The 23,370-nt window shown below is 41.8% G+C and carries 20 protein-coding genes and 1 tRNA gene; 5 read left to right on the top strand and 16 right to left on the bottom strand.

Annotated features, from left to right (window positions below; translation table 11 throughout):
* Positions 1-7 precede the first annotated feature (7 nt).
* The 5 genes from pstA to J4G44_RS07050 all read right to left on the bottom strand — a co-directional run bounded on the left by pstA (position 8) and on the right by J4G44_RS07050 (position 7,283).
* Positions 8-1,396, bottom strand: a complete 1,389-nt coding sequence (pstA, locus tag J4G44_RS07070) for a phosphate ABC transporter permease PstA (protein WP_167845916.1) — start codon at positions 1,394-1,396, stop codon at positions 8-10.
* A complete protein-coding gene (gene pstC, locus J4G44_RS07065) occupies positions 1,396-2,775 on the bottom strand; it encodes a phosphate ABC transporter permease subunit PstC (protein ID WP_004971674.1) in 1,380 nt (459 codons plus the stop codon). The genes pstA and pstC overlap by 1 nt, the downstream gene beginning before the upstream one ends.
* 100 nt (positions 2,776-2,875) lie before the next feature.
* The gene (locus tag J4G44_RS07060; protein ID WP_179988340.1) at positions 2,876-3,898 is read right to left on the bottom strand and encodes a substrate-binding domain-containing protein; all 1,023 of its coding nucleotides are present in this window, start codon (positions 3,896-3,898) and stop codon (positions 2,876-2,878) included.
* 474 nt (positions 3,899-4,372) lie between these two features.
* A complete protein-coding gene (locus J4G44_RS07055) occupies positions 4,373-5,905 on the bottom strand; it encodes a pyridoxal phosphate-dependent decarboxylase family protein (RefSeq protein ID WP_179989311.1) in 1,533 nt (510 codons plus the stop codon).
* Positions 5,906-5,909: 4 nt separating this feature from the next.
* A complete protein-coding gene (locus J4G44_RS07050; protein WP_004971681.1) occupies positions 5,910-7,283 on the bottom strand; it encodes a diaminobutyrate--2-oxoglutarate transaminase in 1,374 nt (457 codons plus the stop codon).
* 494 nt (positions 7,284-7,777) lie between these two features.
* On the opposite strand from J4G44_RS07050, the gene J4G44_RS07045 reads away from it, so the two are divergent.
* On the top strand, positions 7,778-8,482 hold the full coding sequence (locus tag J4G44_RS07045; protein WP_096901090.1) for an SIMPL domain-containing protein: 705 nt from the start codon (positions 7,778-7,780) through the stop codon (positions 8,480-8,482).
* A 101-nt stretch (positions 8,483-8,583) separates the two neighbouring features.
* On the opposite strand, the gene proB is transcribed toward J4G44_RS07045, so the two are convergent.
* The 3 genes from proB to J4G44_RS07030 are packed head-to-tail and all read right to left on the bottom strand — an operon-like array spanning position 8,584 to position 11,237.
* A complete protein-coding gene (gene proB, locus J4G44_RS07040) occupies positions 8,584-9,717 on the bottom strand; it encodes a glutamate 5-kinase (RefSeq protein WP_004971685.1) in 1,134 nt (377 codons plus the stop codon).
* Between the two features lie 27 nt (positions 9,718-9,744).
* Complete coding sequence (cgtA, locus tag J4G44_RS07035) at positions 9,745-10,959, bottom strand: Obg family GTPase CgtA (protein ID WP_004971687.1); 1,215 nt, start codon at positions 10,957-10,959, stop codon at positions 9,745-9,747.
* 47 nt (positions 10,960-11,006) lie between these two features.
* Entirely contained in the window at positions 11,007-11,237 is a 231-nt protein-coding gene (locus J4G44_RS07030) for a hypothetical protein (RefSeq protein WP_207973969.1), read from the bottom strand.
* On the opposite strand from J4G44_RS07030, the gene J4G44_RS07025 reads away from it, so the two are divergent.
* On the top strand, positions 11,176-12,372 hold the full coding sequence (locus tag J4G44_RS07025) for an MFS transporter (protein ID WP_207973542.1): 1,197 nt from the start codon (positions 11,176-11,178) through the stop codon (positions 12,370-12,372). The genes J4G44_RS07030 and J4G44_RS07025 overlap by 62 nt on opposite strands.
* 64 nt (positions 12,373-12,436) lie before the next feature.
* Here the strand turns inward: J4G44_RS07025 and J4G44_RS07020 are convergent, their stop codons facing one another.
* The 5 genes from J4G44_RS07020 to uvrB all read right to left on the bottom strand — a co-directional run bounded on the left by J4G44_RS07020 (position 12,437) and on the right by uvrB (position 18,638).
* Entirely contained in the window at positions 12,437-12,799 is a 363-nt protein-coding gene (locus J4G44_RS07020; protein ID WP_004971692.1) for a winged helix-turn-helix transcriptional regulator, read from the bottom strand.
* A gap of 217 nt (positions 12,800-13,016) precedes the next feature.
* Entirely contained in the window at positions 13,017-14,474 is a 1,458-nt protein-coding gene (locus J4G44_RS07015; protein WP_004971695.1) for a glyceraldehyde-3-phosphate dehydrogenase, read from the bottom strand.
* A gap of 265 nt (positions 14,475-14,739) precedes the next feature.
* Complete coding sequence (gene rarD, locus J4G44_RS07010) at positions 14,740-15,663, bottom strand: EamA family transporter RarD (RefSeq protein WP_154320882.1); 924 nt, start codon at positions 15,661-15,663, stop codon at positions 14,740-14,742.
* 177 nt (positions 15,664-15,840) lie between these two features.
* Positions 15,841-16,440 (bottom strand): lipocalin family protein, encoded by a 600-nt coding sequence (locus J4G44_RS07005; RefSeq protein ID WP_004971700.1) that lies wholly within the window; start codon positions 16,438-16,440, stop codon positions 15,841-15,843.
* 170 nt (positions 16,441-16,610) lie between these two features.
* Positions 16,611-18,638 (bottom strand): excinuclease ABC subunit UvrB, encoded by a 2,028-nt coding sequence (gene uvrB, locus J4G44_RS07000; RefSeq protein ID WP_207973541.1) that lies wholly within the window; start codon positions 18,636-18,638, stop codon positions 16,611-16,613.
* A gap of 252 nt (positions 18,639-18,890) precedes the next feature.
* On the opposite strand from uvrB, the gene J4G44_RS06995 reads away from it, so the two are divergent.
* On the top strand, positions 18,891-19,679 hold the full coding sequence (locus J4G44_RS06995; protein WP_004971705.1) for an A1S_2505 family phage non-structural protein: 789 nt from the start codon (positions 18,891-18,893) through the stop codon (positions 19,677-19,679).
* A 56-nt stretch (positions 19,680-19,735) separates the two neighbouring features.
* On the opposite strand, the gene J4G44_RS06990 is transcribed toward J4G44_RS06995, so the two are convergent.
* Positions 19,736-19,915, bottom strand: a complete 180-nt coding sequence (locus tag J4G44_RS06990; RefSeq protein ID WP_004971707.1) for a hypothetical protein — start codon at positions 19,913-19,915, stop codon at positions 19,736-19,738.
* A gap of 218 nt (positions 19,916-20,133) precedes the next feature.
* On the opposite strand from J4G44_RS06990, the gene J4G44_RS06985 reads away from it, so the two are divergent.
* A complete protein-coding gene (locus tag J4G44_RS06985) occupies positions 20,134-21,369 on the top strand; it encodes a pyridoxal phosphate-dependent aminotransferase (RefSeq protein ID WP_004971708.1) in 1,236 nt (411 codons plus the stop codon).
* A gap of 120 nt (positions 21,370-21,489) precedes the next feature.
* Here the strand turns inward: J4G44_RS06985 and J4G44_RS06980 are convergent, their stop codons facing one another.
* The gene (locus J4G44_RS06980) at positions 21,490-22,317 is read right to left on the bottom strand and encodes a DMT family transporter (protein ID WP_207973540.1); all 828 of its coding nucleotides are present in this window, start codon (positions 22,315-22,317) and stop codon (positions 21,490-21,492) included.
* 124 nt (positions 22,318-22,441) lie between these two features.
* The gene (locus J4G44_RS06975) at positions 22,442-22,900 is read right to left on the bottom strand and encodes a hypothetical protein (RefSeq protein ID WP_004971712.1); all 459 of its coding nucleotides are present in this window, start codon (positions 22,898-22,900) and stop codon (positions 22,442-22,444) included.
* Between the two features lie 250 nt (positions 22,901-23,150).
* Between J4G44_RS06975 and J4G44_RS06970 the strand changes: the two genes are divergently transcribed.
* Positions 23,151-23,226 (top strand) — tRNA-Asn (locus J4G44_RS06970).
* Positions 23,227-23,370: the final 144 nt, after the last annotated feature.

The following is a 23,370-nucleotide window of genomic DNA, read 5'->3' as shown; positions in this document are numbered from 1 at the left end:
CCCTCAATTACCAGCGTACTTCAAACTTCTTACGTAACCAAATTGCAAGGCTGTTTAAGCCAATCATTAGCGCAAGTAGTACGATAATGGCTGCAGCGGTACGTCCCTCGAAGAAGTTACGCAATTCATTACCCTGCCATAAGAAAATTTGCACAGGTAACGCAGTAGATTGATCAAGTGGAGTTGCTGGTACACTGGCAACGAAAGCACTCATACCAATTAATAACAATGGTGCGGTTTCACCTAAAGCTTGTGCGACACCAATAATTGCACCCGTTAAAATACCCGGCAATGCAAGTGGGAGTACGTGGTGGAACACTGTTTGTAAACGAGAAGCACCCAAACCTAAAGCAGCTTGACGAATAGACGGCGGCACTGCTTTTAATGATGCACGCGTGGTAATAATCACTGTTGGTAAAGTCATTAAACTCAGTACCAAACCACCGACCAATGGTGCAGACAATGGTAAATGCATCCAACCAATAAAGATCGCGGCACCCAACAAACCAAATACAATAGAAGGTACAGCGGCCAAGTTATTGATGTTCACTTCAATAATATCAGTAATCGCATTTTTTGGCGCAAATTCTTCTAAGTAAATTGCTGATGCAACACCAATTGGAATCGAAATAAAGATCACAATCAGCATCATGAATAATGAACCCATGAATGCACCTGCCAAACCAGAAGTCGCTGGAGAACTACGTGAGTCTGGGCTAACAAAAATATTGGTATTGAAAGTACTTTCAATAATACCTTGTGATTCGAGCTGATCTGCCAATTGACGTACTTCAGGGCTTAATTGTTGCTGCTCATCTGGTAAGCTGCGGTCAATCTTGCCTTCTAGCCATACATCGACGTTGGCATCTGCAAGCACTTTCACTTCTTTGGTTTGGCCAATTAAAGAAGGATCTGCCAAGACCATGTCACGAAGACGGTATGCTTCAGAACTGGTATATAAGTAACCAAGATCATCACGCTTAGCTTCTAGCGCTTTGTCTTTCGCTACAATACCATTCACAATTAAAGCATCCCAATCGACCATACCCATTTCGGTTTGCCACGCAATCATACGGTCTTCGTATTGTGCTGGTGACTCGCCTGCAATCGCCTTAGGTTTTGGACCTGCATTGACAATCGCTGGATCGAAGTAAATTGGAAGGCTCATGCTGCTTTGCCAGAACGCAGGCAAACCTTTAGATAAGATACTGCCGAATAACAATACGACAAAGAATAAACCTGCAATAACTGCCGAGAAACCCATCAAGCGGAAGGTTTTTTCCTTACGATGACGCTTACCCAATGAACTGGCGATGGTTTTTTTACGTTGTTCACGTAATTCGGCAGCAGCTTGTGGATCTAACTGATCCAAAGACGATGTATTTGAAGTACTCATTAGTCGTATTGCTCACGATATTTACGCACGATGTATAGTGCAACAATGTTCAAACCTAAGGTAATCACGAACAGGGTCAAACCAAGTGCGAAAGCAACCAATGCCTGCGGACTTGCGAAATCTGTATCACCTGTTAATTGGTTCACAATCGTAATCGTAACCGTAGATACCGCTTCTAATGGGTTTGCGTGTAGTAAAGGACTATTACCTGCAGCCAACACCACAATCATGGTTTCGCCAATTGCACGTGACGCAGCAAGTAAGAATGCACCAATCACCCCTGGTAATGCAGCTGGCATCACCACGCGACGAATGGTTTCAGATTTGGTTGCACCCAAGCCTAAAGAACCATCACGCAGCGCACGCGGCACTTGCGTAATAATGTCATCAGACAATGAAGATACAAAAGGAATAATCATGATGCCCATCACTAAACCAGCGGTTAATGCACTCGTGGCATTAATATCTAGTCCAATGATTGCACCCGCAGTTTTAAGGAACGGGCCGATGATCATCATGGCAAATACACCGTACACAATGGTCGGAATACCTGCTAAAACTTCAATGGTCGGCTTTGCCCATGCACGGAATTTAGGCGATGCATATTCTGCAAGGTAAATGGCGATCATTAAACCAATAGGTACTGCAACTAATAAAGCAATACCACTCACCATCAATGTGCCCCACAGTAATGGAAGTAAACCATAACTGCCATCTGCACTACCCGAGGTGCTAAAACCAGGGTTCCAGACTGTACCAAAGAAGAAATCCAGTGGGCTAACGAAACTAAAGAATCGCATCGCTTCACTGAACATGGACATCACAATACCAACCGTAGTTAGAATCGCAACACCAGAACATAATGCCAAAGAAATGTTGATGATTTTTTCAACTTGGTTACGTGCGCGGAATTGTTGTGAAACACGTTTCTTTGCCCACAGCAAACCAAATAAGGCCGCACAGATCACCACCGCAAGTTTGGCATAAGAACCAATGGTTTCAATTTTCGCTAATTGCTCTGCCGCTGCAACTTCGTATGCAGCAGGTGTATCACTTACACCAAAACCAGATGCAATGGCTTGTACGCGATCAACCAAAACACTTGTACTTGCAGGGTCTAGGCTTGCAGCAATGTGCGCTGGCACATTATTAATTACCACTTGCTCTAGAATACTTGGTTCAACCAAGTTCCAAACAATCAAAATTAAAAAAGCAGGAATACCACACCATAATGCTACCAACGCGCCATAATATCCTGGGCGTGAATGTAACATTGCAGAGTTATTTCCCTTACCTGCTAGGTTACGGCTCTTGCTTAACCCGATTTGATAGGCTACGGCGATAATCGCCAATAACACACCTATGAGTAGCAGATTCATGTATTCTCCACTGTTTTTTCAATTTGTGTTTTTGAAAAAACATTTCTTAGCAAAAAGCCGATGGCAGGTTGTTCCCTGCCATCAGCTGCTTTAACTCAAATTACTTAACCGCTTTACCAGCTTTGAAGTTAGCAAGAACTTGTGCACGCTCTTTGTCAGACATAGAGATCAAACCTGCTTTGTCTAATTTAGAACCTTTACCAGATACTTTCTTGCTCAAGAAGTATTCAGTAAATTGCGGTAAACCTTTGATTGATTTAAGGTGCTCACCTTTCACGTAGAAGAACAATGGACGTGATACAGGGTAAGAACCATTTAAAATTGTGTTTTCAGATGGCGCTACGTTGTTTACAGTTGCAACACGTAAACGGTCACGGTTTTGGTCATAGAAACCTAAGCCGAATACACCTACTGCGCTTGGAGAAGTTTTCAAACGTGCCAGTGTTTCTGTGTAGTCACCCGCGATTTCGATTACACGACCATCCTTACGGAAAGTAGTACACACTTTCTTTTGCGCATCTTTGTCTAATGCTTTGATTGCAGCATAAGCTTCACAGCCTGCATCAACCATTTTCTCTTGGAACACTTCACGTGTACCGTGGTTAGACGCTGGAATTACAAGTGTAATAGGCTCGTTTGGAAGTGTTTTGTCAATTTGGTTCCAACGTGTATATGGGTTAGCAACCATTTTACCTTTAGATGGTAATTGAGCTGCAATTGCTGCATATACATGGTAAGGCTTTAATTTGTAAGCCGCTTTGTTTGCGTTAGAAGCAAATACGATACCGTCGTAACCAATTTTAATTTCTAAAACTTGGTTTACGCCTGCTTTTTTACAAGCAGCTAATTCTGAATCTTTAATTTTACGAGATGAGTTCGCGATGTCGATTGTGTTATCACCCACACCTGTACAGAACTGCTTCAAACCACCTGAAGAACCGCCTGAACCAACAACTGGAGTTTTGAATTGTGGGAAAGTATTACCAAATTCTTCTGCTACAATACTTGCGTATGGTAGAACGGTTGAAGAACCCGCGATTTGGATGGTGTCACGAGCTGCGTTAGCAGTTGTTACAGCTGCTGCAGATACGGCTAAAGCAATGGCGATGTTAGTAAAGCGCATTCTGTTCTCTCTCATAGTATGCAAGTTCGGAGTACGTCACTTGTTATTAAGTTTTGTACTTATTTCGATAACTGCATTGTGGTTTTATAATATGACAACCATGTTACAGCTTTGTTACGCTTTGGTTATATTTGCTTTTCGTATCTGAAATAATTTTTAAATGATTTAAAATCAATAACTAATAAAACACTAGAGTGCTTATTTTTTTCAGTATTTAAATTTCAAATTGTAATAATTCATGCCAATGTCATCATTATTTATGGTTTTTTCTACCAAAATTGATGGTTTATTCGCCAATTGCGTAATTTTTATGACATCCGCAGTGCATTATTTGAGCCCAAAACACCCAATCCATCACAAAATTCAAGCAAGAACGGTACAACACTTCACTGCAATATTTTTAATCAGACACAAAAAAAGCCACCGTAGTGACTTCTTTTGTTGTATTTCATAACAATCTGAATAATGAAAGCATTAGTCGATTGGTGGCGTATAAGTACCCGCGACAATCGCATCTTTAATGCGATCTGCTTCTGCCAATACTAGGCCTAACAAGTTTTTCACGTTTTCAAGTGTTGCCACTGGACTTAAAGTCGTCATCTTCAATGATTGAACATTACCGACTTTAGTTACACCAATATTGGCCTCACCACGTGCAAATAATTCATCTGCCACGTTTTGGTTCAAGCTATCCAAGAACTCTGCAGGATAACCTTCAGGCACAACACGGAACAACACTGAAGCAAATTGTGGTTCAACCAACAATTCTAAACCTGCAGTCGCTTTAATATAATCAGCAACGTCACGGGTTAGCTTCACACCATGATCAATCATAGAACCGTAAAGCTCTTCACCTAATGCTTCAATCGTCATCCAAAGTTTCAACGCATCAAAACGACGCGTTGTTTGCAATGACTTAGACACCAAGTTTGGTACGCCATGTTCTTCATCATAAGCAGAGTTCAAATATTCTGCTTCATAGTGCATGAAACGATAGTTCGCTTCATCTTTCAGTAAGAACGCACCGCACGAAATAGTTTGGAAATAATGCTTATGGAAATCCAGTGTCACAGAATCAGACAACTCAATACCATCAAGCATGTCACGATGACTGTTAGAAAGAATTAATGCACCACCCCAAGCTGCGTCAATGTGCATCCACGCGCCATATTGATTGGTGATGTCACGAATCTTTTTAAGTGGATCAATCGCGCCCGCATCGGTTGTACCCGCAGTTGCAACCACACATGCAACAATCTTACCTTCAGCTTTTAAATGCGCCATGGTTTGCTCAAGTGCAACCACGTCCATTTGTGCATTTTCATTAACAGGTACAGTAACAACCGATTGGAAGCCCATACCCATCATCGCCATGTTCTTTTGCACAGAGAAGTGTGCATTTTCAGAACAAATGACTTTCACATTACGCATTGCATCGCTTGGAATACCATCGCGCTGAACAGACCACGGATTACCGTTTTCATCTTTCCAGTTCTTTGCAATACACGCATCACGCGCCAATAACACACCCATCAAGTTAGACTGCGTACCACCTGAAGTGAACACGCCCGCTTGACCTGCACCATAGCCAACTTTTTGACGTAACCAGTCAATTAGTTGTACTTCCATCAATGAACCTGCAGGGCTTTGATCCCAAGAGTCCATAGATTGGTTGGTTGCGTTAATGAGAACTTCTGCAATTTGGCTTGCCACCATAGTTGGACAATGCAAATGTGCCAAAGAATGTGGATGATGAACTTTTAAACTTTTGTTTAAGAAAAGCTCAACCATGCGTTCCAATGACTTTTGTACACCCAAACCTTGTTTTGCAGGCTGGAAAGAAATCGCTTCACGCAATTCTTTAATGCTACCGCCTGTGTACATTTTGTCATTTTGCAACCATGCCGCGACTGCTTGAGTCGCTTGTTCCATTGCTGCACTGTAGTCAGCAATGGATTGAGCATCATTGCAGAGTAACGCTTTACGATGTTCTGCAAAATCTACCATAAACTTATGCGCCTCGAACTGCGACTAACGCTTCAGCAACTGCTTTCTTGAAGCGAGCGATGACTTCTACACACTCTTCTTGAGTAATGATGAGTGGACAAAGTAAACGGATTACCGTACCACCACGACCACCTTTCTCAAGCAACAATTTGTTGTCAAAACATGCAGCTTGAACAGCAGCAGCCAATTGAGAGTCTGCTGGATAAGCACCTAAACGGTCTTTTTCTTGGCGTTCATCTACAATTTCGATACCAATCATTAAACCGCGACCACGCACGTTACCAATACATGGGAATTCAACAGCTAATTTTTTCAATTCAGCTTGTAAGAACTCACCACGCTCTTGCGCATTTTGTGCAAGGTTTTGTTCTTTAATGGTTTTAAGCACCACAAGACCAGTACCCATTGCCAATTGGTTACCACGGAAAGTACCCGTGTGACCTGCAGGCTGCCATGCGTCAAACTTACGTTTAATTGCAAGTACAGCCAATGGCAAACCACCACCAACAGCTTTAGACATTACAATCACGTCTGGCTCAATACCTGCATGTTCAAATGCAAACATTTTGCCTGAACGTGCAAAGCCCGCTTGAACTTCGTCTAAAATTAAAACGATGTTGTGCTTTTCAGTCACTTCGCGGATTTTTTTCAACCATTTAATTGGTGCAGTTACTACACCGCCTTCACCTTGAATTGCTTCAAGAATCACAGCTGCAGGCTTAGTTACACCGCTTTCTACATCTTCAATGAAGTTTTCAAAATAATACGTTAAAGCATCTACACCCGCTTCACCGCCAATACCAAGTGGGCAGCGGTATTCATGCGGATATGGCATAAATTGAACACCAGGCATTAAACCATTGACTGCGTTTTTTGCAGACAAGTTACCTGTCATCGCCAATGAACCATGAGTCATACCATGATAGCCACCTGAGAAGCTGATGACTGAGCTACGACCTGTATAGGTTTTTGCAAGTTTGATTGCCGCTTCTGTGCCATCTGCACCTGTAGGACCACAGAACTGCAAGCAGTATTCTTCTTGACCACCAGGCATGTGTGAAAGTAACGCTTCAGTAAAAGCATCTTTCAAAGGTGTCGTTAAATCTAGGGTATGTAATGGCAAACCACTCGCTAAAGTGTCTTGGATGCTTTGAACCACCGCAGGATGGTTATGGCCCAATGCCAAGGTTCCTGCCCCAGCCAAACAATCTAGGTACTCAGTACCTTCAACATCGGTAACCCAACAACCCAGTGCTTTCGCTATCGCTAACGGTAATTTACGAGGATAACTACGCACATTCGATTCCATCTGACTTTGGCGAGTCAAGTAGTATTCGTTTGTGGAATGGTTGGCAGGGTTTACAGAAGTAACGCTCATATCGAATTACCATCTCTGATATGGGTTGAAAGAAATAAGTCTGGTGACTTGCGGTCCTTTGACTCGGTGCTTTTTTGATCTAGCGAGATAGAGTTTTGTTCTTCAAGACTAGGAAGCGGGATAATACCTAATTTTTCTAGAAAATAAACAGGTTTAACCCAAATATTGCCTAATTTCATCGAAAAAACATATCTTGCAGATGATTCGATTGAATTATCATCTTACATTGTGACAAAGGAAAGAAAATTTAACTCTTTCCACTTCCTTTATACGTTTTTTTGCACAATCTCTCAAGTCATGCAGCATTTATTTTCAAAATAGTATAGATCATTATTTTTATTGAATTTTATAAATGCTTTTTTGCTGCAATTTTTAACGCATATTTTACAAAGCCACCACAAATTCAACTAAAAATCCTCACAAAGCAAAGTTACTATTTAAATCAATTCAAACGCTTTTCATAAATCCTGATCCCCTGAATAATAGGTCAAAATATGCGCTTACTTTCTCTCGCTGCTACCCTGTTGGCTGTTGGTGCTGCAAGCACTGCTTTTGCCCAACAAAATGAATCTTTAAATTACAATATCGTCAATGTTCAAGCCGAAGCTACACGCGAAGTTTCAAATGATCAAATGCACGCTGTGTTATATATTGAAAAAAGTCACAAACAGCCTGCTGAACTTGCATCACAAATTAACCAGTTAATGAGCCAAGCCATTGCAACTGCACGTAAGTATCCACAAGTGAAAGTTGAAACGGGCTCACAAACCACCTATCCAATTTACGACAATGACAGTCGTAAGTTAAAAGAATGGCGTGGTCGTGCAGAAGTACGTGTGCAAAGCACCGATTTTAAAGCCGCAAGCCAGTTGGTGAGTGAGCTACAACAAAACTTTCAGACCCAATCAATTAATTTTAGCGTGTCGGATGCACAACGCAAAAAAGTTGAAAACGAGTTGATGGTCGAAGCGTCTAAAAACTTTCAACAACGTGCGCAAATGTTAAGTCAGGCTTGGAATAAATCGGGCTATAACTTGGTTAATTTGAACCTAAACACCAATTCTTATTTTCCGCAACCTGTTATGCGCGCGAGTATGGCTAAATTTGCTGTCGCAGAAACGGCTGTAGCTGATCAAGATATGGCAGCAGGTGAATCTAAAATTACAGTCAATGCAAATGGAACGATTCAGTTTAAATAAATTTGAAGCATGACATGCGTTGTTTAAGTAATAAAAAACCCGCTTAGATATTCCAAGCGGGTTTTTTAATAACTTCAATTGAATGATAACTTACAGCATCATCAATAAATCGCTATGTGATTGCGATGGATCATCTCCAACGAACGTGCCTCGCCTAACACCTGATGCACTTTGTCAGAAGCCAAGCCTTTGACCAAATCTGCAGAACGTGAACTAAAATTAACACGTCCCACAGCGACACGATGACCTTGTGTATCTACACACTCCACCACATCGCCACGTTCAAAATGCCCTTCTACCGCTTTTACACCCACAGGCAATAAACTGCGATGATTTTCTTTAATGGCTTTGACTGCGCCATCATCAATCACCAAACGTCCTGCCGTTTGTAAATGTGCCGCCAACCACTGTTGATGCGCTGCAATACGGTCATTGTCAGTAATGAACAGTGTACCCAACATTTCGCCCGCCATTAAACGCGCAAGCACATTGTCACTTTCACCACTGGCAATTAAAGTTGGACAACCCGATTTAGCCGCCAAACGCGCTGCACGGACTTTGGTCAGCATGCCACCGCGCCCAAACTTGCCGCCACCACCCGCCATATCAAACAGACTTTCATCCAAAGCACGTACAGTATGGAACAGTTTTGCGTTTGGATTAGAACGTGGGTCGGAGTCAAACATGCCTTGCTGATCGGTCAAAATAATCAACAAATCTGCATGTACCTGCCCTGCCACCATCGCAGCCAAAGTGTCGTTATCACCAAAGCGAATTTCGTCAGTAGACACTGTGTCATTTTCATTAATGACTGGTATCACGCGCCATTCAATCAGGTTTTGCAATGCATCGCACGAGTTTAAATAACGACGACGATCTGCCAAATCATCATGGGTTAATAGGACTTGTGCAGTTTGAATCTGGTGTTTTTCCAGCACACTTGACCAAGTTTGAATCAAGCCCATTTGACCAATGGCAGCGCATGCCTGAAGACTGGGTAGATCGGTGGGTCGATGCTCAAGTTTCATTCGCACCATACCTTCAGCCACAGCTCCCGATGACACTAAAATAATTTCGTGTCCAGCATTGTGTAGATCTGCAATTTGTCCCGCCCAATGCGAGATTGCATCCAAATCTAAACCTTGCCCATTGGCTGTGAGTAAAGATGATCCGATTTTAACAACGATTCGTTTACAACCCTTGAGCTGACGTTGCCCATCTACCACTTCTATCATCTTGTCCTCAGTCACTTTTTGTAGCGCTTAGCGTACGTAGTACACTTCTACTTCGCCATCTTCACCATCATCGTCTTCGTCGTCATCGCCCAACATACCTGCAAGACGTTGCTGACGGCGCATCTCACGATACGCTTCTTTCGCGGCAATGGTTTGTTCACGTGTTTCAGCTTCCAGCTGATCACGGAATGCTTTCATTTCTGCTGCGTACTCAGGATCTTCAACTTCGCGTTCACGTTGTTGCTCAATTTGATCCATCAAGTAATACACCACTTGCTGTGTACCTTCAGACATTAAGCCTGAAGTTTTGAACACAGGACCATCCCACTGCAATTCTTCAAGAATGTGTTTACACCATTCTTCACGTGAATCTTCAGGAAGTTGATCAAGTTTATTCAACACCAACACGATTGGTAACTTTGCCAAAGTTGGAGAGAATTTTTCCAACTCTTGCAGAATTGCTTTGGCATTGTACGCAGGATCAGAACCATCAATAGGTTGAACATCCACAATGTGCAGTAAAATACGAGTACGCGCCAAGTGTTTCAGGAAGCGAATCCCCAAACCTGCGCCTTCTGCTGCACCTTCAATTAGTCCTGGAATATCTGCCATGACAAAAGAACGATGACGATCTGCATCCACCACGCCTAAATTTGGCACCATGGTGGTAAATGGATAGTCAGCAACTTTTGGTTTTGCCGCAGACACGGCACGAATAAAGGTCGATTTACCCGCGTTTGGCATGCCTAGCAAGCCTACATCGGCAAGGACTTTCAACTCCAGACGGATTTCACGAAACTCACCTTTCGTACCATGCGTGAATTTACGCGGTGTACGGTTGGTAGATGATTTAAAGTGAGTATTCCCTAAACCACCATCACCGCCTTGAGCGACCAATACTTTCTGACCGCTTTCGACTAAATCTGCAATAATATCGCCAGAGTCTGTATCAACAATGGTTGTGCCCACTGGAACGGTCAAAACGACAGATTCACCACCACGACCTGCACAGTTTGCGCCCGAACCGTTTTTACCACGTTCAGCGCGAAATTTACGGGTATAACGATAATCTACAAGGGTGCTTGCGTTGTCGTCGGCTTGAATAAAAATACTGCCGCCACGACCACCATCACCGCCATCTGGCCCACCAAATGGTACAAATTTCTCTCGGCGAAAACTGGCTACGCCATTGCCACCGTCGCCAGCCTCTACGGTAATGACTGCTTCATCAACAAAGCGCATCTTGCCAATCCTCTAAAAACTTTAAAAGCCGTATATTCTGCCATATTTTAGAGAATTTCTCGAATTATATTTATGCAATCGTATACAGAGCTGCTTTTTATCACTGATTGTTCAAAACACTCATTCCTTTTAGCAATGATATGATCGTTTTTTCTTATTTCTCCTTCCTCATCTAAGTTCTTATAGTGCTTTAACCCTTGTTTGCTTTCTGCCGCCATGTCTAATGCTGTTGCCACCACAACTACGCCTGCTTTATCACCTAAATTTGTTTTGCTCATGGCAACCGCCTGTGGCTTGTGTGCAGGGTCGGCGTATTTTAATCAGCCTTTAATTTATTCAATTGAAAAAAGTTTAGGAATTAGCACCAGTCAGGCAGGCTTTGCTGTGGTTTTAGCACAAATAGGTTATGGGCTGGGTTTAATGTTACTCGTGCCTTTGGGTGACTTGCTGAATAAGCGTAAATTGATTGTCAGCCTGATGGTTTTTGCTGCGTTTTCGCAAATTTTGCTGTCTTTTAGCAGCAATTTAGCCATGCTGTATTTCTTTACCGTATGTGCCACTTTTGGTGCGATTTCTGCACAAGTGCTTATTCCGTTTGGATCTAGCATCAGTCCACCTGAATCGAGTGCTGCCATTGTCGGCAAATTGATGAGTGGCTTGGTAATGGGGATTATTTTATCGCGCACTTTCGCGGGTTTTGTATCGACCTATTGGTCTTGGGAAGCTGTCTATTTCAGCAGCGGCATCATCACCCTACTTTTTGCAGGCTTAATGTGGACAAAACTTCCCTCTACAGCTGCAAATAAAAATTTGACTGTGGCAGGCATTTATCGTTCTTTAATTCAGTTGGCTATAACCCAACCACATTTAATTCGTAGAGCGTGCGCGGGCGCTTTGGGCTTTGCCATTTTGTCCTTGGTTTTTACTTCCATGACTTTTGTTTTAGCCAATCCGCCTTATTATTTTAGTGATTTTCAAATTGGGCTTTTTGGTTTATTGGGTGTGATTGGAATTTTCTCGTCAAGTTGGTCGGGTAAAACGGTCGGCAAAGGTCGTGAGAATTTTGTCGCAATATTATGTATTGGCTTGATGTTGTTTTCTTGCATTCCACTCTTTTTTGCACAGCAGAATATTGTGGCTTATGCCGTTGGCGTATTGATGAGTTATTTTGGTCTAACTGCTTTTCACGTATTGAATCAAAACTTGGTGTACCGAATTGATGCCACCGCACGTTCCCGCATTAATGCGGTATATATGACTATTTATTTTTCAGGTGCAGCACTTGGTTCACTGACGGCGGTCTACGCATGGCAACACCGGGGCTGGATGGGTTGTGTTGTCAGTATTTTGGTATTTGCCATCGGGATTTTGCTGATTGATCGTTATGATTTTTCACATCGACGCACTATTTAATCATCCAGAATGTGCTTTGGAGTAGGAACATCTACAGCGACTTCCCTAAAAGATGAGTAATCCATTAGTGAGAAGATTGCTGTGAAGTTTCAGGCAAATGCTGTTCTAAATACTCAATCAGTTGATTCACTCTTGCTGCAATTTGTGAGCCTTCAAAAGTGAGTTGATATTCCACTTTAGGCGGCACCGTTGGGTAAACTGTACGTAAAATTAACCCATCTTGCTCAAGAGTTTTCAGGGTTTGCGCCAGCATTTTTTCACTCACCCCTTCAATGCGCTGTCTTAGCTCACTAAAGCGGTGCAAACCTTCGCTTAAACAATGCAACACCAACATTGACCATTTATTGGCTAAATGTTCTAAACGAATCCGTGATGGACAATCTTTAGCAAGGACTTGCCCGAGTAAGTGACTGGTTGCATATTGCATAACGGTATCCTTCTGTTATTTCTATTGTTCAGGCTTTGAAAGCTTGAAAGCAAAATCAAATCTACTTACTTTTTAGCATAGACTTTATTTTGGTAAGTTTAGGATAGCGTATTAGGTGGAAATTTCAACACTCATCCTTATATTTAAGAATGAAATAAATGCAAAAAAAAGAGCTTCATTTGAAGCTCTTTTTGATTTTAAATTCTGTATCTACAAATTATGCATTTGTTTCAGCAGGAACTTTAGGATAGCTTACGCCGCCCATTTGTTCAGCAATACGCAATACTTGGCAGCTATAACCCACTTCGTTGTCATACCAAACGTAAGCAGTTAAACGGTTGCCTGAAGTAATGGTTGCTTGCGCATCAAATACACCTGCAGTACGCGAACCAATGAAGTCACTTGAAACCACTTCAGTCGAGTTGGTATAACCAATTTGACCTTGAAGATTAGAGTGAATTGAAATTTGACGAATGTATTCGTTCACTTCTTCGCGATCTACTTCTTTCTCAAGCGTTAAGTTCAAGATTGCAAGTGATACGTTTGGCGTTGGAACACGTACAGAGTTACCTGTTAATTTACCTTGTAATGCAGGCAATGCTTTCGCCACTGCTTTTGCTGCACCTGTTTCGGTAATAACCATGTTTAATGTTGCTGCACGACCACGACGATCTGCCTTGTGATAGTTATCAATCAAGTTTTGGTCGTTAGTGAATGAGTGAACAGTTTCAACGTGACCATTCACAACGGTGTACTTGTCATGCAACACTTTTAAAGTTGGTGTAATCGCGTTTGTTGTACAGCTTGCCGCAGAAATGATGGTATCTTCATCAAGAATGTCAGCTTGGTTAACACCGTAAACCACGTTTTTCATGTCACCTTTACCAGGTGCAGTTAAAATTACGCGTGCAGCGCCTGGGCATTGAAGGTGTTGTGCAAGACCTTCTGCATCACGCCATTTACCCGTGTTGTCAATCACTAATGCATTGTTGATGCCATAAGCCGTATAGTCTACTTCAGATGGGTTAGATGCATAGATCACTTTAATGAAGTTACCATTTGCGATAATTGCTTCATTTTCTTCATCTACAGAAATAGTGCCTGCAAATGGACCATGAATAGAGTCGCGACGCAATAAAGACGCACGTTTTTCTAAATCACCATCAGATGATTTACGTACCACAATTGCTTTAAGGTTTAAGCCACGGCCAAGACCAGATTGACCAATGATTAAACGCGCAAGGATACGACCAATACGACCAAAACCGTAAAGTACAACATCTTTGCTTTCTACAGTTGTTGGATTGCCCGCTAAAGATTTCACAGCGTCTGCAACAAATGCATTTACATCGCCGCCTTTTTCTTTATATTCAACAGCAAGTTTACCTAAGTCGATTTCTGCTGAACCGATGTTGTCTACTTTTGCCAAAGCTTCAAGCAATGGGAAAGTGTGAACAACTGAAAGTTCTACGTCCATCATACGAGTACGACGGTGTGCTTTCAAAATTTGAATCACAGAACGGTTAACTAAAGAACGACCAAAAACTGAAACCATGATATTTTTTTCACGGTACAACTGACCGAGTAAAGCAATCATACGTTCCGCGATTTCTTCACGGTTTTTCCAGCGACCTTGGTGCTCTGCGTGTAGGGCGATGATAGTCTCTTTGCTCACAGATACGTCCTCTAATTAATTGTATATCTAGGCATGAATTTCAAAACCCGATAATTGTAATGGAATTGTCGTCAAGATTGAATCAAAAGCTGGTACTGACCCGACTATTTTCCTATATATTCACTATAAATTCATAAAATAGTTGTAATTATTTTTGTGATTTTAGTTTTTTCAACAAAAGTTCAATTTTTTAGAAGAAAAAGAGGATGATGCCAAACTCGATTATCCTCTTGGAAATTTGAATATCTCACCACAGCGACGGCTTTTATTGTCCAGATGACTGTTGAATCTTCTGCTGTAAATCTTGCTGATTCATTTTTTGTTTTCTTAAATGCAAACACCCTTCAACCACCAATAATGCAACTGCCAACCAAATTGGGATATAAGTCAGCCATTCCCCTGCTTCAACTCGTTCACCTAACAACATAGACACAAAAGCCAACAGCACAGGTTCTAAATAACTCAGTAAACCAAAAATCACAAAAGGCAAATGGCGGCTGGCCAAAATATAACTGCCAAGTCCCAATGCACTTAAAAAGCCCAATCCAAGTACCGACCAAATTAAATATGGAAAAGCTGCGATGACATTTACACTGTCACTATAATAAAAGCCTAAATATACCGCGACAGGAATAACTAGCAGTAAATCCCACCAAAACCCGCCCAAGTGATCGGTTTGAAAGACCCGACGTAAAAAGAAATATAAAGGATAGGCAAATGCCACATATAAGGTTTCCCACGCCACCGTGCCAATGCGCCAGATTTCATGACTGACACCTAGCACGGCTAAGGCAACTGCTGCCATCTGCCAAGTCGATAACTTTTCTTTATATAGCACACAGCCAAGCAAAACCATGATCAAAGGCAATAAGAAATAACCCAAAGAAACCTGCAAACCACGCCCGTTAATCGGCCCCCACAAAAATAACCACAATTGCGTAGTGCATAAAAAAGAACTAAAAATCAGCCAAAGTATGAATTGTGGTTGTTGTTTGAGCCGCTGAAAAATCGCGGAAATATGTTTTAAATCTCCCGACCACCACATAAACAAAGTTAGGAATGGCAAAGTTGCCAACATACGCCACGCAAAAGTTTCTTCGCTGTCTAAAGGTTTGAGTAATTGGGTATAAAAATACAGCACCCCAAAAGTGACCGATGCTAAAACCGATAGTGCAATGCCTTTATACATCCGACTCTCCCCTATATCAGTCGGCATTATACTCATATATACGTTGTTTTAGAGATTGATCGAATGTTCAAAATTTAAAATGACAGGATATAAAAAACCACGCAGCTTTTGCGTGGTCAATTGGTCTGCATACGTTTGTCTGCTTATATCTATAAGTAGCTCTGGAGCTGCTGCAACTTAGTCTGACTTTTTAGTTTGCGTATGTCTGGTATAAATCACATCACTTAAGTCATAACCGAGTGATTTGGCATAGTTCAGATATTCAGTCACGACAGCCTGATCAGGATGCGGCGTACGTGAAAGTACCCATAAATATTTACGGCGTGGTTCACCCACCAAGGCAGTTTGATAGTCATCATCTAGCTTTAACACCCAATAATCACCACGCCCTACAGGCAACCAACGAATGACTTCAGGTAAAAAGCTAACTTTGAGTTTGCTGTTAAAAGGCGCATTTTGTACAAAAGCTTCGCCCAAAGCACGCATTTGTTTGCCATCTTTTGCAATACAACGGTTATCCACCTGCACATTGCCATTTTCATTCAATGTATATGCTGCTGTTACATTTGAACCGCATTTGTTTTGGAAATATAAAGGCTTTCTTGCAACCTCATACCAAACGCCTAAATATTTATCTAATTCGACTTTTTCTACCGTTTTCATCGGTTCATTGGTTTTGGAATATGCCATAGTCGCAGCACCCAAACCAATCAGCACCACACCACCAAGGGCAATTTTGGCAAGTCGCGCACCTGCAAACGGAAGTTTTTTAGCCATTGTCCCAACCTCTAAACTCTAATGTTCAGTCAATTTTGTTTATCTTCTTCAAAAATAACCGCAAGCATTTCAATTTACTGTATGGATATGTAATTTTTGCAACTCAAATTTTACATAGCAAGTTTAGTATGCAAACTCGCACTTACACTGACAGTGCAATTCGCCCCAATTTAGCCAGATTGCAACATTTGCGCTTTTAAACGCAAAATTTCATCACGTAAACGAGCCGCTTGTTCAAATTGCAGTTCTTTAGATGCTTTCAACATCTCTTTTTCAAGTTTGGCAATATGTTTGGCATACAGTTTAGGATCAGCCAAAATGTGCTGTTCATCGTCACTTAAAGCACGGCTTTGTGCATTGATTTTTTCATCAATTTGCTCATCGTTCAGCACTTCACCTGTGTCGATTTCTTTAATCACCTGACGCACTGCACTACGTGGAGTAATGCCGTGCAATTCATTAAATTCAATTTGTTTGGCACGACGACGCTCTGTTTCATCTATCGCCTTTTGCATTGAATCGGTAATGCGATCTGCATATAAAATTGCTTTACCTTTCAAGTTACGTGCTGCACGTCCAATGGTTTGAATCAACGAACGTTCTGAACGTAAAAAGCCTTCTTTGTCGGCATCTAAAATTGCCACTAAAGACACTTCAGGCATGTCTAAACCTTCTCGTAACAGGTTAATGCCAACCAAGACATCATGCACGCCTGTACGTAATTCGTGAATAATTTTGACGCGTTCTACGGTATCAATATCAGAGTGTAAATAAGCCACTTGAATGCCGTATTCTTTTAAATACGAGGTCAAATCTTCAGCCATGCGTTTGGTTAAAGTGGTGACCAACACCCGCTCATTCAATTCTTTACGCAAATTGATTTCAGACAGCACATCATCCACCTGCGTTAACACAGGACGAATTTCAATTTCTGGGTCAATCAATCCTGTTGGACGCACCACTTGCTCTACAATTTGTTGCGATTTTTCCAACTCATATTGTGCAGGTGTAGCGCTCACATAAATTGTGGATGGGACGATGCGCTCCCATTCTTCAAATTTCATTGGACGGTTGTCTAACGCACTAGGTAAACGGAAACCATAATTCACCAAGTTTTCTTTACGTGATCGGTCACCTTTATACATCGCGCCAATTTGCGGAACGGTCACGTGCGATTCATCAATAATCAGCAAGGCATCATCAGGTACATAATCAAACAAAGTGGGCGGTGCTTCGCCTGCAGGTCGTCCAGACAAATGTCGTGAATAGTTTTCGATGCCGTTGGTATAGCCCAATTGCTGCATCATTTCTAAATCATAGCGGGTACGTTGTTCTAGGCGCTGCGCTTCTAGCAATTTGTCATGTTCGCGAAAAAACACCAAACGCTCTTTTAGTTCTTCTTTAATGGTACCAATCGCACGTTCCAAATTATCCTTAGGCGTAACATAGTGACTTTTAGGATAAATAGTCACGCGCGGCACTTTACGCACCAATTTGCCTGTTAATGGATCAAACCAACGAATCGAATCGACTTCATCATCAAATAATTCTATGCGAATAGCATGCTGATCAGATTCAGCAGGGAAAATATCTAAAATTTCACCACGAATACGGTAAGTACCGCGCAAAAACTCTAGCTCATTACGGCTATATTGCATTTCCACCAAACGACGGATCAAATCATCACGATTCACCCGATCACCTTGCACCACATGCAGCAACATGCTCATATAAGCATTGGGGTCACCCAAACCGTAAATTGCAGATACCGATGCGACAATAATGGCATCACGACGCTCTAGCAAAGCACGTGTGGCCGAGAGTCGCATTTGGTCAATATGATCATTAATAGACGCATCTTTTTCAATAAAAGTATCGGAAGATGGTACATAGGCTTCAGGCTGATAATAGTCATAATAACTGACAAAATATTCGACTGCGTTGTTCGGAAAGAACGCTTTAAACTCACCATACAACTGCGCTGCCAGCGTTTTGTTATGTGCCATGACAATGGTCGGACGCTGTGTTCTGGCAATCACATTGGCCATGGTATAAGTCTTACCTGAGCCTGTAACCCCAAGTAATAGCTGATCATGATAGCCCTGTTCTATCCCTTGAACCAATTTTTCAATGGCTTGTGGTTGGTCACCCGCAGGTTGATAGTTGGTGACTAAATCGAAAGGTTGCTTATCACTCACAAATGCAGCTCTCAGGTTTGATGCGACCTAATATTTTAGCAGATTTGCCTACACTCAGGACATCCGAATATGTTGTGGCGATGTTGCGTAGCTACAAAGCCATTGCTCGGTTTTAATTCTGTAGTGGACGCTGTTAGAACGAAGATGTGCTACGACTAAATTGAGCACGGGGAAACTGCTTTAAGACTTGACCCACTGGCTATTCAAAGGCAACATGAAATTTCAGGACGACAACCATAAAAGCACACATTCATGACTTACCAATATCACGACGAATCAATTATCAAAAGCCTCCCTGAAGATACTGTTTTCGTATTTGGCAGTAACATGGCAGGACAACATGCAGGTGGTGCAGCACGAACAGCCAAAGAATTTTTTGGTGCCGTTGAAGGCGTCGGGCGCGGTTGGGCAGGACAAAGTTTTGCCATTCCAACCATGAATGAACATTTACAACAAATGCCACTATCGCAAATTCAGCACTATGTGGATGACTTTAAAATCTATGCCAAAAACCATCCTAAAATGAAGTATTTTTTAACTTCAATTGGTTGTGGTATTGCAGGTTATACGGTTGAAGAAATTGCCCCTATGTTTAAAGGCATTGCCCATAATGTGATTTTTCCTGCGTCGTTTCGTCCTTTTGTCGAAAAAGCATTGCCTAAACTAACGCAAAAATTACTACACACCATTTACCGTGATTCTGTGATTTTTACCCCTGCCACCGATGAATTAATTGAAGTCTTGGCATTGAGCGATAATGAAAAAGCCTTGGCTAAAATCATATTGAATACACAAATGTACCCAACTGACAGCAATGGGCGTGATCGGGTCTTTGAAATTCAGGATATTTTGCACAACTTAAATGGTAAGGTATTCGAGTTCCAAAATAATTCAGAAGGCCCAATGCTATTTGGTGCAGCGATTTTGGCTTTATTGGAATTGTATAATATCAACGAACAAGATTTTAGCGATGTATGGCATGGCGTACGTGAAATCTCGCCGCCAAAACCTGCCAACAAAGCGCGTAAGCATGTTCGTTAATTTCAATACTTTTAAATCCCCATCAATAAAAAATGCCACGTAATTGTGGCATTTTTTTAGCGCTTACCCATCGAACGACGAGTACCACGTGGCGGTGGCCAAGTCTTATCCGCATATTGCTCAGGTTTAGGACGCACCGAATTATGTACCGCCTGATCATTATCCTGCGCTGTGTTTGGCATTGGGAATGGGAGATTCACCAATGGTTTTTTTGAAGTAGGCTGCTGCTTACTCATGACCATCACTCTTATAAAATTTGGACTATTTTAAAGTTTTTTGCCGCCCGATGCGAGAAACTTCCACCTCACAGCAGTTTTAATCACGATTTCATAGGAAATTGGTCTAATTTGGTGATTTTTTATTAATTTGATGCAATTTTAAACGACGCAGACATCGAATTTAGGCTAAGATAATATGCTTTTTATTTTTTTATCCCTATAAGAAGGAATATGCCGTGGACGTACGTCTCTCTGATCGTGTCAATGCCATCAAACCGTCCCCAACACTTGCAGTAACCAATAAAGCCGCTGAACTTAAAGCTGCGGGTCATAACGTTATTGGTTTGGGTGCAGGTGAACCGGATTTCGATACACCACAACACATCAAAGATGCAGCTATTGCAGCAATTAATAACGGTTTTACAAAATATACTGCTGTTGACGGTACGCCTGGTCTTAAAAAAGCCATTATCGCAAAATTAAAACGTGACAATAATCTTGACTACCAAGCGAACCAAATTTTGGTGTCTTGTGGTGGTAAGCAATCATTCTTTAACTTGGCGTTGGCTTTGTTAAACAAGGGTGATGAAGTGATTATCCCTGCACCGTTCTGGGTAAGCTATCCAGATATGGTGATTATTGCTGAAGGCGTGCCAGTCATTGTGGAATGTGGTGAAGAACAACGTTTCAAAATCACGCCTGAACAATTAGAAGCTGCGATCACTGACAAAACACGTTTAGTAGTGTTAAACAGCCCATCTAACCCTACAGGTATGATCTACACTAAAGCTGAATTAGAAGCTTTGGCTGCTGTACTACGTAAATACCCTGAAGTATTCATTGCATCTGACGATATGTATGAACCAATCCGTTGGGATGATGAGTTCTATAACATCGCGACAGTTGCACCAGACCTTTATGACCGCACAATCGTATTAAACGGTGTGTCTAAAGCTTATGCAATGACTGGCTGGCGTATTGGCTATGCAGCGGGCCCTGCTAAACTAATTGGTGCGATGAAGAAAATTCAATCTCAATCGACTTCTAACCCAACTTCTATTTCGCAAGTTGCTGCAGAAGCTGCATTGAACGGCCCACAAGACGTACTTGAGCCAATGGTTGAAGCATTCAAACGCCGTCACGACTTAGTTGTAAATGGCTTGAATGACATCAAAGGTATTTCTTGCTTACCTGCAGATGGCGCATTCTATGCGTATGCAAACATCAAACCATTGATTCGTGCGAAAGGCTTAAAATCTTGCACAGAATTCTCTGCTTGGTTATTGGAAGAAACTGGTGTTGCCGTTGTTCCTGGTGATGCGTTCGGTTTAGGCGGTTTCATGCGTATTTCTTATGCAACTGCAGACGAAGTGCTTGTAGATGCGCTTGCACGTATCAAAAAAGCAGCAGAATCAATTGAAGGTGTAGATGAAGCGATTGCTTCAATCGAAGCTGAAAAAGCTGCCAAATAATCTAAACTTGTTTAGATGAACAAAACCCACGATTGAATCGTGGGTTTTTTATTTCTAATTTCATTTTGCGACGATCATTTTTAAACGCATGGCATATATAGCCCCAGAAAGAGAATACTTTTATACACGCGGTTTGGCTAAAATCACCATCAAAATGCCGCAGAGTACAATCAAACTGGCAAATAGCATCAACCACGTTAATTGCTCACCCAGAAAAATTACCCCACCTAGAATCGCCAAACTGGGCACAGAAAGTTGCACGGTACTGGCAGTAATACCATCTATTTTTTTAACAATGCTGTACCACAGCACATACGCTCCAGCCGAAGCCAATGCACCCGACAAGACCGCCAAAACCACCCCCTGCCAAGTGATAAAACTTTCGGGTAAATACCAAAGAAAAAATACAGCAACAAGCGGAGTCGCCAGAATGAAATTAGACAGAGTATTAGTTAAAGCATGCTGCATCGTCTTTGCAGTAATGCTATAAAAACCCCATGCAATACCTGCCAGTAACATCATCAGCGCATATTTGAACGTTGGCGTACTGGCTTCAGGCAATAGCAACAAGCCCATCCCCAATACAGCACAGCCTAACCCGACCCAGCGCAGCAAAGTCATGCGCTCACCATGCAAAATTGCATAACTGATCATGGTGATTTGCACTGCGCCAAATAGAATCAATGCACCAATGCCTGCATCTATATGCAAATATGCCAACGAAAAACCGAGTAGATATACAGCAAGGCTTAATGCAGATTTCCATTGGAATTGAATTGGTTGTTGAACCTGCAAAACAGCATAGAATATGCCTAAGCACACTGCCCCACTGCCAACCCTGAGCAAACTAAAACTCATAGGGTCAATTTGCTGTTCAGCCAATGCCAAACGACACAGCAAAGAATTTGCAGCAAATGCGAGCATGGCAATGCATATTTTAATCCACACGGCTGAATATCCTTTTCAAGCTGTTCGCAAATTTTTATCGCAGTTTATAACACTATTTTGGTGCGAGTCATTTAACTCGATTCAATGCAAATCTATTTGGCTGGCAATGATCAATCATCATAGATTAAACACTGTTTTTCAACGCAGTAATCAGTTCTGATTTAGACACTGTAGGTTGAGATGTTCCTTTATATTCACATAAATAGCGAAAAGCAAAGTCTAATTCTACACGCAATTGTTTTTGTTCAGACACAGACCACACGCGTGAACGGTTACTCCCCGAAAGCGCGCTGCCCGCCAGTTGGTACAAATACAAATCATGATCACGCTGCAATGGTTTTTTTGTGCCGTTGTCTGGATGGTCTGAAAGCAATTGGCAGGTCGATTGAATGAGCCATTTTTCACTAAACCACAACTGCAATAAATCGCCCAAATACAAATCTTGAGGTGCCAAAGGCCAGACATGAATAAACGCGCCTTCTACAGCAGTGTAGTATTGTTCAGGCGTAGACAAGATAGAAAGATAATGTTCTTGATAATAAGAAAATTGAGAAAAAATGTCAGAAATGCTGAGCGTATTCATGCGCTTACTCCGATTTAGCCATTTTAGTGCTGGCAAGTTGGGTTAAATCCACACTGTTTAAGATGCTACTTAAACGCTTTGTTCTGTCACTCAGACTAACAACCGATTTTGTGTAACGCAAGTCTTGTGGGTGATTTTTTAATAAAATTTTGTTTTTTGTTCAAATAAAAAGCATATAAAGTCAAAATGAAAGAAACATGACAATTTATGCTTGACCCTTGCTTAAATCTGCTTATAATCGCATTCAGATTCTCCCATAGCTCAGTCGGTAGAGCGACGGACTGTTAATCCGCAGGTCCCTGGTTCGAGCCCAGGTGGGAGAGCCAAATTCTAAAAAGCCCAAGCATAACGACTTGGGTTTTTTATTGCCTGAAATTTATTGGCTGGACTTCTTTTTAAAGCCCCAAAGCTTGAGAGATAACTGCATTTATCAACACGTCTATAAGCCTCAAAATATAAAAAGCGAAACC

The organism is Acinetobacter towneri (genome assembly GCF_017498585.1).
GTDB lineage: Bacteria > Pseudomonadota > Gammaproteobacteria > Pseudomonadales > Moraxellaceae > Acinetobacter > Acinetobacter towneri.
Note: the sequence above shows the minus strand (reverse complement) of the source record. Positions and strands in the feature narration are given on the sequence as shown.